Source organism: Streptosporangiales bacterium (assembly GCA_009379955.1).
GTDB lineage: Bacteria > Actinomycetota > Actinomycetes > Streptosporangiales > WHST01 > WHST01.
This window is the reverse complement of sequence record WHST01000020.1, coordinates 38,210-50,801: the sequence shown is the minus strand read 5'-3', so window position 1 is coordinate 50,801 and position 12,592 is coordinate 38,210. Positions and strand designations below refer to the sequence as shown.

15 protein-coding genes are annotated in these 12,592 nt (G+C 70.7%); 7 read left to right on the top strand and 8 right to left on the bottom strand.

The window, feature by feature from the left end; translation table 11 throughout:
• Positions 1-143 precede the first annotated feature (143 nt).
• The 3 genes from GEV10_08725 to GEV10_08715 all read left to right on the top strand — a co-directional run bounded on the left by GEV10_08725 (position 144) and on the right by GEV10_08715 (position 2,618).
• Positions 144-338, top strand: a complete 195-nt coding sequence (locus GEV10_08725; GenBank protein MQA78548.1) for a hypothetical protein — start codon at positions 144-146, stop codon at positions 336-338.
• The gene (locus tag GEV10_08720; protein MQA78547.1) at positions 339-893 is read left to right on the top strand and encodes a hypothetical protein; all 555 of its coding nucleotides are present in this window, start codon (positions 339-341) and stop codon (positions 891-893) included.
• Between the two features lie 102 nt (positions 894-995).
• On the top strand, positions 996-2,618 hold the full coding sequence (locus tag GEV10_08715) for a PAS domain-containing protein (protein ID MQA78546.1): 1,623 nt from the start codon (positions 996-998) through the stop codon (positions 2,616-2,618).
• A gap of 49 nt (positions 2,619-2,667) precedes the next feature.
• Here GEV10_08715 and GEV10_08710 read toward each other — a convergent pair whose 3' ends face one another.
• The 4 genes from GEV10_08710 to GEV10_08695 all read right to left on the bottom strand — a co-directional run bounded on the left by GEV10_08710 (position 2,668) and on the right by GEV10_08695 (position 6,367).
• Positions 2,668-4,398, bottom strand: coding sequence for a S8 family serine peptidase (locus GEV10_08710; protein ID MQA78545.1), 1,731 nt, complete (start codon positions 4,396-4,398; stop codon positions 2,668-2,670).
• Positions 4,399-4,620: 222 nt separating this feature from the next.
• Positions 4,621-4,875 carry a WhiB family transcriptional regulator gene (locus tag GEV10_08705; protein MQA78544.1) on the bottom strand — a complete coding sequence of 85 codons (255 nt, stop codon included), beginning with the start codon at positions 4,873-4,875 and terminating at the stop codon, positions 4,621-4,623.
• Positions 4,876-5,159: 284 nt separating this feature from the next.
• A complete protein-coding gene (locus GEV10_08700) occupies positions 5,160-6,083 on the bottom strand; it encodes a diacylglycerol kinase family lipid kinase (GenBank protein ID MQA78543.1) in 924 nt (307 codons plus the stop codon).
• Between the two features lie 35 nt (positions 6,084-6,118).
• On the bottom strand, positions 6,119-6,367 hold the full coding sequence (locus tag GEV10_08695; GenBank protein MQA78542.1) for a hypothetical protein: 249 nt from the start codon (positions 6,365-6,367) through the stop codon (positions 6,119-6,121).
• Positions 6,368-6,530: 163 nt separating this feature from the next.
• On the opposite strand from GEV10_08695, the gene GEV10_08690 reads away from it, so the two are divergent.
• Positions 6,531-6,953, top strand: coding sequence for a hypothetical protein (locus GEV10_08690; protein MQA78541.1), 423 nt, complete (start codon positions 6,531-6,533; stop codon positions 6,951-6,953).
• On the opposite strand, the gene GEV10_08685 is transcribed toward GEV10_08690, so the two are convergent.
• Both GEV10_08685 and GEV10_08680 read right to left on the bottom strand, forming a co-directional pair.
• A complete protein-coding gene (locus GEV10_08685; GenBank protein MQA78540.1) occupies positions 6,954-7,322 on the bottom strand; it encodes an HTH domain-containing protein in 369 nt (122 codons plus the stop codon). It abuts the gene before it with no gap.
• 101 nt (positions 7,323-7,423) lie between these two features.
• The gene (locus GEV10_08680) at positions 7,424-7,984 is read right to left on the bottom strand and encodes a hypothetical protein (GenBank protein MQA78539.1); all 561 of its coding nucleotides are present in this window, start codon (positions 7,982-7,984) and stop codon (positions 7,424-7,426) included.
• Between the two features lie 77 nt (positions 7,985-8,061).
• Between GEV10_08680 and GEV10_08675 the strand changes: the two genes are divergently transcribed.
• Together GEV10_08675 and GEV10_08670 are read left to right on the top strand one after the other, a co-directional pair.
• Positions 8,062-9,351 (top strand): NAD-dependent malic enzyme, encoded by a 1,290-nt coding sequence (locus GEV10_08675; protein ID MQA78538.1) that lies wholly within the window; start codon positions 8,062-8,064, stop codon positions 9,349-9,351.
• 29 nt (positions 9,352-9,380) lie between these two features.
• Positions 9,381-10,349, top strand: coding sequence for a zinc-binding dehydrogenase (locus GEV10_08670; protein ID MQA78537.1), 969 nt, complete (start codon positions 9,381-9,383; stop codon positions 10,347-10,349).
• Here GEV10_08670 and GEV10_08665 read toward each other — a convergent pair.
• Together GEV10_08665 and GEV10_08660 are read right to left on the bottom strand one after the other, a co-directional pair.
• The gene (locus tag GEV10_08665; protein ID MQA78536.1) at positions 10,336-11,067 is read right to left on the bottom strand and encodes a PadR family transcriptional regulator; all 732 of its coding nucleotides are present in this window, start codon (positions 11,065-11,067) and stop codon (positions 10,336-10,338) included. The genes GEV10_08670 and GEV10_08665 overlap by 14 nt on opposite strands.
• Entirely contained in the window at positions 11,067-11,993 is a 927-nt protein-coding gene (locus GEV10_08660; protein ID MQA78535.1) for a DUF4097 family beta strand repeat protein, read from the bottom strand. Before GEV10_08660 ends, GEV10_08665 begins: the two co-directional genes overlap by 1 nt.
• 239 nt (positions 11,994-12,232) lie before the next feature.
• On the opposite strand from GEV10_08660, the gene GEV10_08655 reads away from it, so the two are divergent.
• Positions 12,233-12,592 carry a hypothetical protein gene (locus GEV10_08655; GenBank protein ID MQA78534.1) on the top strand — a complete coding sequence of 120 codons (360 nt, stop codon included), beginning with the start codon at positions 12,233-12,235 and terminating at the stop codon, positions 12,590-12,592.

Below are 12,592 nucleotides of genomic sequence, written 5' to 3'. Positions count from 1 at the left end.
GCCGCGAGACGGGTTGCATCCGGGCCGGGCGCCGGGCACGATCCGTACGCGCGCCCATTGACACGGAGGATCGCGGTGAGCGCACTCGACGATCTGCAGGCGAAGGCCGGTCACGCCAAGGACGCCCTCGACGGGAGGGTGTCGTGGCCGAGCTGGACACCGAGACCAGCGAGGTCGCGCAGCAGTTCGTCGCGCTCGGCAACGAGAGCAGCGTGCAAGTGCTCGCCCAGGCGGCCGCTGCGCTGTCGACGGTGCGCGAGCATCTCGCTGCGGCGCGGCAGGCGCTCGATGAGTACGCCGCGGCGTGCGAGCAGGCCAAGGGCAGCGGACCTGGTTGACTGCCGCGCCAAGCGGTCTCGCCAGCAACCGAACAGCGAGCCGTGCCCGCCTGGCGGCACGAGCAGGAGCAGGAACGCCTCCAGCATGCCGTCGAGGACTACAGCGAGTTCGGGCCGGGGCTGAATAGGGATCTCCGCGACGGCACGCTGACCCCGGAATCTCAGCCCGAACGGTGGACCTCCGACGTGGCGCCCCTGGACCGGGCCATGTCGCGCATTCCAGCGTCGATGGACACCACCCGCGGCGTGGACTGGGACTGGCTGCCGGCGGGCGTTGATCCACGCGACCTGACCGTGCTCACCGGACGTCGGATGCGTGAGCCGTCGTTCACCTCGGTCAGTGCCCGCGACCGGCCACCGTTGCGGTTCGGGGAGAGACCGATCCTGCTGCGCATGCATCTGCCGACCGGGACCCGAGTGCTCGACCTGAGTCGGTACGGCAGCTCGTTCGTCCCCGAGCGGGAGCGGCTGCTACCGCGCGGTACAAGCTGGCGGGTGCACCGGGTGTACCGTCGGAGGCGGCAGTGGGTCCTGGAATGCGAGGTGGAGCCGTGAGCACGCTGGACTTCCCGATGAAGGCCGAGTTCACCGGCACGTACTGCCCGGAGTGCCGCGCCCAGGTATCGCACGACCAGCACCGTGACATCGTCGAGCCCGATGGCGGTCTGCCGCCCGTCGGTGAGTACGCGCCCGAGCACCGTCCCGTCGAGAGCCGCTGAGGGTCGACAGTCGCTCAAGAGCCCGGCCGCGACGCTTCCGCGCTCGCCTCTCCTCTCCTCTCCTCTCCTCTCCTACGCGTACGCTTCGCGTGTGCCCTCCCTGACCGAGCTCGTCCGACGTCACTCCGGTGCGGGTGAGGCGGACATCGAGTGGCTGCACATGCTCGCCTCGGAGTGGCAGCTGCTCGCCGACCTGTCGTTCGCCGACCTGCTGCTGTGGGTGCCCGCGCAGGACGGCGACGCCTGGGTCTGCGCCGCGCAGGTGCGGCCCGCGACGGGACCCACCGCGCACCGTGACGACATGGTCGGCACCCTCGTCCGCCGGGGCAAGATGCCGCTCGTCGACCGGTCGTGGAACGAGCGGCGCGTGTGCCGCGAGGGTGACCCGTCGTGGCGCGCGGGCGACGTCCCCGTGCGGGAGGAGACCATCCCGGTCAGGCGCGGCGCCGACGTCCTCGGCGTGGTCGCCAGGCACACCAACCTCACCGGCATCCGCACCCCGAGCAGGCTCGAGCTCACCTACCTGCGCACGGCGACCGAGCTGGCACAGATGATCGCCACCGGACGCTTCCCACGGCCCGGCGCGGTCCACGAGCTCGGTCGCTCACCACGCGTGGGTGACGGCCTCATCCGGCTCGACGTCGACGGCGTCGTGGCCTACGCGAGCCCCAACGCGCTCTCGGCGTACCGCCGCCTCGGTCTCACCTCAGACCTGGTGGGGGAGCGGCTCGCCACGGTCACCTACGCGCTCGCGCCGTCGGCCGAGCCGGTCGACAACGCCCTGGCGCAGGTCGTCACGGGCAGGGCCGCCGCCAACACCGAGGTCGAGGGCAACGGGGTCGCCCTGCAGCTCCGCGCGATCCCGCTCGAGCCCGACGGCAACCGGATCGGCGGGCTCGTACTCGTCCGCGACGTCTCCGAGCTGCGCCGCCGCGAGCGGGAGCTGCTCACCAAGGACGCCACCATCCGGGAGATCCACCACCGGGTGAAGAACAACCTGCAGACCGTGGCCGCCCTGCTGCGGTTGCAGGCGAGGCGCCTGGAGGCGCCGTCGGCCCGCGCTGCCCTCGAGGAGGCCGTGCGGCGAGTCGGCTCGATCGCCATGGTGCACGAGACCCTGTCGCAGTCCGACGACGAGACCGTCGACTTCGACGACGTGGCCGACCGCCTCGTCGCGATGGTCGCGGAGGTCTCGGCCGCCGACGGTCACGTCGCGCGCCGACGCACGGGGGTGTTCGGGATCCTCCCGGCCGACGTCGCGACCCCGCTGTCCCTCGTGCTCGCCGAACTGCTGCAGAACGCGGTCGAGCACGGTCTCGGCGGACGGTCGGGCGAGGTCTCGCTGACGGCCGAGCGGACGGCCGGCTGGCTACGGGTCGTGGTCGCCGACGACGGCGCGGGCCTGCCGGCCGACTTCGACGTCGAGGCGTCGAGCAGCCTCGGACTGCAGATCGTGCGCACGCTCGTCGTGGCCGAGCTCGGCGGGGGACTGCACCTGGGGAGCCGCAAGAGCGGCGGCACCGAGGCGGTGCTCGACCTCCCGCTCACCTCGCGACGGTGACCCGTCGTGCATGGCGGCACCCTCACGGGTCCGGGATGTGGAGGTGGCGCTACCGCTGTACGGCGCGTAGGGCGTCCACGATCCCGTCGCCGTAGAAACCGTTGTCGCGCCGGGGGCCCTCGCAGGTGTGCTCGTCGGTCACCTTCTCGTAGGTGCCGTCGTCCTGTAGCACGTACCGGACGTAGGTCTGGGTGCGCGGCTTCGGGCAGGCGTGATCGACGGCGCTGGCCTGCAGACGAGACCCCACCACGGACGGGCTGAGGGTCAGGCCGTCGTGCCGTGGATCGTGGTGGCCGTACCTGCTGACGATCAGCGCCGCCACCCCCGCCGCATGCGGCGAGGCCATCGAGGTGCCCTGCAGGTACTGGTAGTAGCTGCAGGCGCGGCCACGGCAGTCGGCGACGACGTAGTCGACCTTCGGCGTACCGTCCGGGTTCAGCTCGTCGCGCTGCTCGGCGAGGGACCTGGGATAGGCCGCCAACACCGCACGAGTGACGTCTCTCTTGAGGTCGGCAGTGTCGTACGTGTCGCCGCCCGGCGCGGCCACGTCCACGTAGCCGTTGCCGTAGTCGGAGTAGTACGACTTGCGGGTGCTGATGCCCGTGGCCGACACCGAGATGACATGTTCGCCCTCGCTGGGCATCGAGATGCAGCTCGGCGGGATGGTCCGCTCGTACGGCTGCTCGCCAGGCACGTCGGCGAAGTCCGGGCTGGACGAGTCGGTGATCGTCTTGGTGTAGTCGGTGGCGCCGTTACCGGCCGCGGAGATCAGGGTGACACCGTGCCGATGTGCGTAGTCGAGCGCCCGCTGCGTGGCCCTGATGATCGTGCGCTGCTCGCTCCTGTCGGCCGGTGAGTCGGCCGGGTTGTTCACACAGTTGAACAACCACGGGTCGACGTAGAAGCTCATGTTCACCACGTCGATGCCGACATTGGCCGAGTAGGTGAGTGCATCCACGGTGGGTTGGAGGAAGAAGTACCCGGAGTCCTGCCCCGCTCGGACGTTGACCAGGCCGACCTTCGGTGCCACCCCTGCGGTCCCGAGCCGGTTGATCGGTGCGGCGATCGTCGACGCGACGTGGGTGCCGTGGTCGTTCTCGTCGACCGTTGCCGGGTCGTGGCAGGACTTGTCCGGCTCGTCTGAGCAGGGCCCGTCGACGACGTTGCCGTTGGCGTCGGACGGGATGTCGACGGTGAAGTTGCGGCTCAGCTTGCGGTTGAAGTTGGGAGCGATGTCCGGATGCGAGGCGTCGACACCGGTGTCCATGATGCCCACCAGCACGCCGCGCCGGCCCCGCTCCACCTGGTAGGAGCCGTCGGCCGTGGCATGGATCTGCTGCATGTCCCACTGCCGGTCCGCCAGCGGCTCACCGTCGCGACCGGTCCCCTGATGCTGCCTGGGACGGTGCCCCTCGCCACGACCGGCCTTCTCGACGTTCGCGCGCTGAGATCGCGCGACGTGCCGGCTCTCGGGTCCCTTACCGATGACCCGATCATGGGCCACACCCTCGATCGCCCCATGACGATCCGCGGTCGCTGCGAAGTTCGCGTTGCGGGTGCGTACGGTGGCGAGCCCGATGTCGGTGTTCTCCCGGACGATCGTGCCGCCCGCCGTACGGATCGCCTGGTGGGCGGCCTCGGCCGAGGCGTCCTCCTGGTAGAGGACCACGTATCGAGTCGGGTCGCTCGACGCCGAACCGGTCTGCTCGGCCTGCGCGGGAACGGCGCTCACGGTAGCCGTGGCGAGGGTGGCGCCTGCCACGATGATGGCGAGCCGCATGTCGCACCTCCGTTGGTGGAGAGAGATGCGTTCCTTCTAGCGGTACTTGGCGAGGTGCGCCACCATAACGGACTTATCGTGACCTTCGGTACACAGCGTCACCAGGGCACGCGCGCTGCTCTGGCGGTACCTGAGGTGACCGAGGGCAACCGCAAGGCCCACGGCTCACGCCGCGGGCCTTGGTTGATTGCTCTCTCGGGGCTGTCTGTGACCAGTGGGCGGTCAGGCAGTGGCTTGCGCGCGACTCCGAATACGCTGCCGCTTCAGTGCGCGACGCTCGTCCTCGCTCATCGCCCCCCAGACGCCAGCATCCTGGCCGGTGGAAAGGGCCCACTCGAGGCACGACTCGACAACGGGGCATTGCCGGCAGACGGCCTTTGCTTCTTCGATCTGCGATAGCGCAGGGCCCGTGTTGCCGATCGGGAAAAACAGCTCCGGATCGACCTCACGACACTTCGCCCGGTGGCGCCAGTCCATCAGTATCCCTTTCCTCCATTTCGGTGGGGGCGGCGCAAGGAGCAGACGAGTGAGTTCACCGTCCGTACCTCTCCTTGTGAACGCTTTCACGATGTGAGCGAGCCGTGGTCAGCCCAAGCTCTGTGGTGTGGTTTCCGACCCTTCCAGGAAGATCGGCCAGGCGCAAGGGTCATGGCCAAAGACTTTGTCAAATCCACCTGTCGCCTCAGTCACATCGAGTGGTGACGTTCGCACCCGCATGGGGATCGTCCCAGGCCGCGGAGGCGTTACACGGTTACACAGAGTCACAGGACGATGTCCAGAGCGTGGGGAACGCTCCGGTAGGTCACCCGTTCACGCTCGCCGAGGTACTCGCCGTCGACCTGGTGGGGCAGCGGGCGGGTCGCGATGACGGTGAACTCGTCGAGGTCGTGCAGCACGAGCGCCGCACGGCCGCCCGGGGGTCTGCCCTTGCCGAGGACCCGCAGCAGCTGGTCGGCCGCGGGGACCGTCCGCATGGTGCGCAGCGAAAACACATCGAGTCCGAGGTCGAACGACGCGTCCGGGCAGGGGCTCAGGGACTGGTTGCCCGAGTACGTCCACGGGGAGGTGTTCTGCACGATCGCGCAGAACAGGCCGCGTTCGGCCGGCCTGCCTGGACGCTCGATGGTCAGCGGTGGGTGCCTGCGGTCGGAGGCGGTGAAGAACGTGCGGAACGCCGTGCGGGTGTGCACCGAGTTCGACACCCTGGTGCCGGTCGACCGCAGCGACTCGGCGGCGCGCACGATCTCGGCGTCGAGGCCGAGCCCCGAGCAGAAGGTGAAGTAGCGGGAGTCGGCGAGGCCGAGGCCGATCGTGCGCCGCGTCCCGTTGCGCAGCGCCTCGAGGACGGCGCCGGTGGCCTCGACGGGGTCGCGGGGGAGGCCGAGCGAGCGGGCGAGGACGTTGGTGCTGCCGCCGGGGATGACGGCAACCGCGGGGAGTCCCGGCTGCGGGCCCTCGGTCAGCAGGCCGTTGGCGACCTCGTTGACCGTGCCGTCGCCGCCGAGCACGACGATCACGTCGACACCGTCGGCCGCGCAGCTGCGGGCGAGTGCGGCGGCATGCCAGCGACGCCTCGTCTCGGCGATCTCGAGCTTGGTCTCACTGGCGAGCGCACGGGTGAGCACGTCGCGCGTGCGACGGGTCGTCGTGGTGGCGTTGGGGTTCACCACCAGGACGGCGCGCATGCCGCCAGCGTAATGGCGTCATGGTCGGGGTGGTATCACGCGGCGAGCTGGGTGGCGGACCGGTACGCCAGGGAGACCGCCTGCAGCGCCCATCGGATGCGGCCGAGATAGGCGTCGGGGTGGTCTCCGGCTTCCTGTGCGACGCGGGCGACGCAGACGGCGTGTTCGCTGTGGCAGAGTAGGAGCCGCTCGTCGATGGCCAGGCGGACCTGGTCGGGTGTGGGGTGCTCGGACTCCTGCAGCGCCGAGGTGAAGAGGACCTCGGCAAGGTCGGAGATGCTCATCGTGGTCGACATCGTGTGTCCCTTCCGGAATCCTCAGGGCGTCTCGTCGTACCTGGTGAGACCCGCGTCACAGCGAGAACTCATCGCTTCCGACGGCGGTGGATCACGACGGGTTTCCGCCGGTGGCGGATCGGTCGCGACCAGGCGTCGTTAGGCTGCCCTCGTGACCGACCGAACGGCGCGCAGGGACCGTCTCCCGATGCTGCTCGTCGTCCCCGCTGGCGTGGTGCTCCTGCAGGGTCTGGTCGCCGCGGTGCTCGGTGTGCTCGTGGGCGTCGACGCGCTGCGCGGGGGCGCCGACAATCTCCCGGCCGCCGAGATCATGGCCGCCTTCGGCCTGGTCGCCGGGGTGTGCCTGGTCCTGGTCGGTCGCGGGCTGCTGCTGCGCCGTCGCTGGGGTCGTGCGCCCGCCCTCGTCACCCAGATCATCTGCGTGCCGGTCGCCGTCGCCGTCGTCCAGGCGGGACAGTACGTCGTCGGCGTGGCGCTGGGCGTCCTCGCCGTGGGAGCGGCCTGTTGTCTCATGTCGAGGTCGAGCAGCGAGGTGCTCGACACTCCCGAACATGGCGGCCGCGCACCGCGCTGATCACGAGGCGAGAGCGCCCACCAGCTTGTCCAGCGCCGACTGCGCCGTGGCCGAGGCGAGGGGGCCGATGCCGACGAGCGATGCCACGAGGACGGCGGCCTCTCCCGCGGTCAGCTCCACCGAGAGCCTGGCCCCGCGCACCTCGAGCCGGTAGCCGCCGCGGGGTCCGCGGGTCGACCGCAGCGGGAGTCCCGCGTCGCGGAGCAGACGGACGTCCCGCTCGATGCTGCGAGCGCTGACTCCGAGAGTGGTGGCGAGCTCGGTCACCGGCACCGTGCGCGGCGCGGCGGCGCGCAGCTGGTCGAGGATCCGGTGGTGGCGTTCGACCCGTGGGATCATGGGGTGCACGTAGGTCGGTGCCTCGCGCATCGTGTTCCCGTCGTTGTCGACACGAGCCTGGCGGGAACTCACCGTATCGTCCCCGCGCGTCTTCACTGGGCGCGTCCGGGCCGGGCGCCGGTCGGCTGACACTAGCCGGTGGCGGGGTTCTGCTGCTCGCGGCGGCGGGCGCGGTAGGCGGCGACGTTCGCGCGGGTGGCGCAGCGGTCGGAGCAGTACCGGCGCGACCGGTTGGTGGAGGTGTCGAGGAAGGCGAAGCGGCACGGGTCCGCCTGGCAGATGCCGAGGCGGTCGGGGGTCAGCTCGGTGACGAGGGCGGCGAGCCCGAAGACGGCGCGCGCGACGTACCGCTCGGTCGGCGACCCGGACTCGCTGAGGTGCAGGTGCCAGCCGGACTCGTCGTGGTCGGTGACCACGGGCCGGACGGGGAACTCCTCGAGCAGGGAGTTGAGGCCGGTCATCGCCGTGGCCACCTCGCCCCGGTCGGCGTTCTCGAAGACAGTGCGCAGCCGGTCGCGCAGGTCACGCAGCCGCGCGAGGTCGTCCTTCGTACACGTCGCCCTGGACCGCGGCCGGTCCGCGAAGAAGGCGCGCAGGGCGGCGAGATCGGTGAGCCCGTCACCGTCCGGTCGGCTCAGGTCGTCGGTGTTGACCAGGGCCACTGCGAGCTCCGCGTACGAGCTCAGATCCATGCGCGTGCCTCCTTGCGCTCGAATCCTGCCCGCTCGCCCCGGCCACGTCGAGAGGCCCGGCGGTCGCGGCTGACCCCATGGTGGCGGACCGGGTGCGTTCTGTCAGAATCGATGGTCACGAGGGACCCTCGTTCTTCGCGGCCACCCGGCCAGCGCGCATCAGCGCTGCTTCTCTTCGCGCCGCTCATCGTCGAAGCACCGTGGAGGCCAGCGTGACCACCGTTCCCGAGTACGAGTCAGACCCTGCGTTCCCGCTGCATCATGGCGGCAAGATCGAGATCCGTCCCACCGTTCGGGTGCGCGACCGCGACGGCCTGTCGCTCGCCTACACGCCGGGCGTCGCGCGGGTGAGCACCGCCGTCGCGAACGATCCTGAGCTCGCCTACCGCTATACGTGGAAGGGCGGCACGGTCGCGATCATCACCGACGGCACCGCGGTGCTCGGCCTCGGCGACATCGGGCCGCTCGGCGCGCTGCCGGTGATGGAGGGCAAGGCGTTGCTCTTCAAGGAGTTCGGCGGCATCGACGCCGTGCCGCTGTGCCTCGACACCACCGACGTCGAAGAGATCATCGACACGGTGATCCGGGTGGCGCCGGGGTTCGGCGGCGTCAACCTCGAGGACATCAGCGCACCACGCTGCTTCGAGATCGAGGAACGACTCGACGCTGCACTCGACATTCCCGTCTTCCACGACGACCAGCACGGCACCGCCGTCGTCGTGCTCGCGGCGTTGCGCGGCGCGCTCCGCCTGACCGAGCGGGACGTGACCGACACCAGGGTCGTGATCTCGGGCGCCGGCGCAGCGGGCGTCGCGGTGTCGCGCATCCTGCTGGAGGCGGGCCTCGGCGACGTCGTGGTCGCGGACAGCCGCGGCATCCTCCATCTGGGCAGGGAGGGCCTGACCCCGGTCAAGGAGTCGCTCGCGCGCGAGACCAACGCCGACGGGCTGCGCGGCACGCTCGCCGACGGGCTGCGCGGCGCCGACGTCTTCATCGGGGTGTCGGGCGGCCGGGTGCCGGAGGAGGCGGTCGCCGCGATGGCGGACGACCCGATCGTCTTCGCCCTCGCCAACCCCGATCCCGAGGTGCATCCCGACGTGGCGGGCCGGCACGCGGCCGTGGTCGCGACCGGGCGCAGCGACTACGCGAACCAGATCAACAACGTGCTCGCGTTCCCCGGCATCTTCCGCGGCGCGCTGTCCGCGCGGGCGAAGTCGATCACGCCGGGCATGAAGCTCGCCGCCGCCGACGCGCTCGCCTCGCTCGTCGGACCCGACCTGAGTCCCACGTACGTCATCCCGAGTCCGTTCGACGACCGCGTCGTGCCGGCGGTGTCGCACGCCGTCGAGACGGCCGCCCGCGCGTAGCGCGGCGCTTCGACCGTTAGGGTCGGAGCATGTTCGCCGTCAGCGCCGTCCGCCTCGACAACGACGATCCGCTCGCCGGGCTCGACTCCGGTGACGTCCCCGACCCGACCGCTCCACCCGGCTGGGTCGGTGTCCGGGTGCGGGCCGCGTCCCTGAACCAGCACGACATCTGGTCGCTGCGCGGGGTCGGGCTCGGCGCCGACGAGCTGCCGCGGGTGCTGGGGTGCGATGCCGCGGGGATCGACGACGACGGCAACGAGGTCGTGCTGCACTCGGTGATCCCGAGCGCCGACTGGCTCGGCGATGAGACGCTCGACCCGAAGCGGTCGCTGCTGTCCGAGCGGTACGACGGGGCGTTCGCCGAACGCGTGCTCGTCCCGCGTGGCAACGTCCTGCCGAAGCCGGGTGCGCTGACGTTCGAGGAGGCCGCGTGCCTGCCGACGGCGTGGCTCACGGCCTACCGGATGCTGTTCACCAACTCCGGCCTGCAGCCCGGTGGCAGCGTGCTGGTCCAGGGCGCGGGCGGCGGGGTGGCGACCGCGCTCATCGTCCTCGCCCGGGCCGCGGGTCTGCGGGTGTTCGTCACGAGCAGGGACGAGGGCAAGCGTGGCCGCGCCGTCGAGCTCGGTGCCCACGAGGCGTTCGAGCCAGGTGCTCGCCTGCCGATGCGCGTCGACGCCGTGATGGAGACGGTCGGCAAGGCGACCTGGAGCCACTCGGTGAAGTGCCTGCGTCCCGGCGGCCGCATCGTGGTCTCGGGCGCCACGACCGGCCCCGACCCGTCAGCGGAGCTGCAGCGCGTCTTCTACATGCAGCTGTCGGTCGTCGGCTCGACGATGGGGAGCCGCACCGAGCTGCAACGCCTGCTCGCGTTCCTCGACGTCAGCGGCGCACGTCCCGCGATCGACCGCGTGCTGCCGCTGTCCGACGCCCGCCAGGGCTTCGAGGCCCTGCTCGCGGGCGACGTCTTCGGCAAGGTCGTCTTCACCCTCGACTGATCAGCTCGCGGATCCTGCCCAGCGCGTCGTCGACCGCGGTCTTGACCTCCTGCAGGCGCGGCTCGTCGAGATCGGCCTTGACGGCCCTGCGTACCTCGCCCCGCAGCAGCTCGGTGGACTTGAGGACGTCCTTCACGACCTTCTTCCCACCCGAGGTCGCCGTCCAGGTGCCCTCCCACTCGGTCTGCCACGAACGGGTGCCTTCGCGGAAGGCGCGCTTGGCCTCGCGCACCGCCTCCTTCGCCTCGGACCAGCCGGGGACGTCGGAGAGGTCCTCCCAGGGCGTGTCGAACGGGCGCTTGCCCTGCTGCTTGCGGTCGTGCTCGGCGTTGCGGACCTCGCGCGCGGCGGCCTTGAGCTCCTCCCGAAGCCCGCGGACCGACGAGCGGACGTCCTCGCGCACTTCGCGGGCGAGGTCGCGTACCGACCTGTCGATGTCCTGCTCGAGGGCGGCGATCTCCTCCTGGCGCGCGGCGAGCTCCGCCCTGCCCGCGTCGGTCAGCCGGTAGACCTTCTTCCCCTCCGTCACCTCGTGCTCGACGAGGCCCTCCTCCTCGAGCCGGTTGAGCCGCGGGTAGATCGTGCCGGCGGAGGGGGCGTAGACGCCCATGAAGCGGTCCTCGAGCAGCCGGATGATGTCGTAGCCGTGCCGGGGTTCCTCGTCGAGCAGCTTGAGGAGGTAGAGCCGCAGCCGTCCGTGCCCGAACACCGAGCTCATCACTCGGCACCGTTCTCGGCGAGTGCCTTCTTCGGCGCGCGGCGCGGCAGCAGGTGGATGTCGCCGGAGACGGTGCGAACCTCGATGCTCCCGCTGCCGTCGCCGATGGTCCCCGACAGGCTCCGCTTGCCCGGCTTGCGCTCGCGCTGCAGGGCGTCGAAGCCGGAGGTGGTGTCGCCCGATGTGCTGGTGGCGGTGACGCGCGCGCCCGTCGTCTCTGGTAGGCGCGTGGTGACGTTGCCGGACACGCTGGAGAACTCCAGCCGGCCGCCTCGCGCGAGGTCGACGTCGGCGGTCAGGTCGCCGGAGACCGTGCGGCCGTGGATGCGGTCGCTGGTCGCCTCGACGACGGTGAGGTCGCCGGACACCGTGACGAAGTCGAGGGTGGCGGAGAGCATCTGCGCCTCGAGGGCGCCGGACACGGTGTGCGCGTCGACGGTGCCCGACAGGCCGTCGAGGGTGACGTCGCCCGACACGCTCTTGACCTTGGTGTGCCCGTCGAACCCGGCGACGACGGCCGTCGACGAGACGACGTTGAGCCGCACCTTGCACTGCCGGGGGACCGCGACGGAGACGACGGCGCGGCGCTTGCGGCCGAACCACGGGAACTTCCTCAGCCACTCGTCCGTGCGGGGCGACCGCCCGTTCTCCAGCAGGTCGCGCAGTGCGTCGCCGACGTTCTCCAGCGCCTCGCGCGCGGACCTGCCGTCGAAGTCGAAGACGCCGCCGAGGTCCTCGTAGCCGACCTCCAGCCGGCCGTCGGAGAGGGTCACGACCACCGGGTCGCCGGCGATCTCGTGGACCTCCACCCGTGGGGGACCCTCCGTCGCGACGACGTCGACGTGACCCGCCACGAGCTTGACCTTAAGATCCGATACCTGGTCGAGCTCGAGCGTCTCCGGGCCCTCCAATGTCCAGCGTTCCACCGCTGCCTCCTGGTGTGAGTGAACGAGATATATCGTGTCTATCCGCGAGACTAGGTCAGGCGTGGCGACTCGTCAAGATATATCGCGTCTTGCGTCCGGGTACCGGCAGTTCCGCCTGCACGACCGGCAACCTTGCCGGCATCTTCGCGCCGTGGGCTCTCGTACGGCCCTGTGCTGCGCGTTCTCCCGTCAGGATCTGGGTACGGACGTTGCGGCGACGTTGTATCGGGAGGTAGCTGATGGCGAGCGTCACGATGGACTACGCACTCGTGTACAGCTGGGCGGACACCGCCCACGACTGCTCACCCGACTTCGATCAGGCGAGGGGCGCAGTCGGCCTGGCGGGCGACGACGCGGCCGGCGGACTCGGTGGGTACCAGAGCGCCGCGGCGATGGCGTCGTTCGTGGCCACCTGGTCGGACACCATGCTGGACTTCGCCGCGGGCACCCTCACCATCGGCGACAAATTGAAGAGCTCGGCGAACCTGGTCTCCGCGAGCGACACGAGGTCGGCCCAGGAGATCGCCGCATCCGGCGGCGACTCGGTACAGGTGGACATCCTTCCCGACGGGTTGACCTGGGTGAGCGGAGGCGCCTGA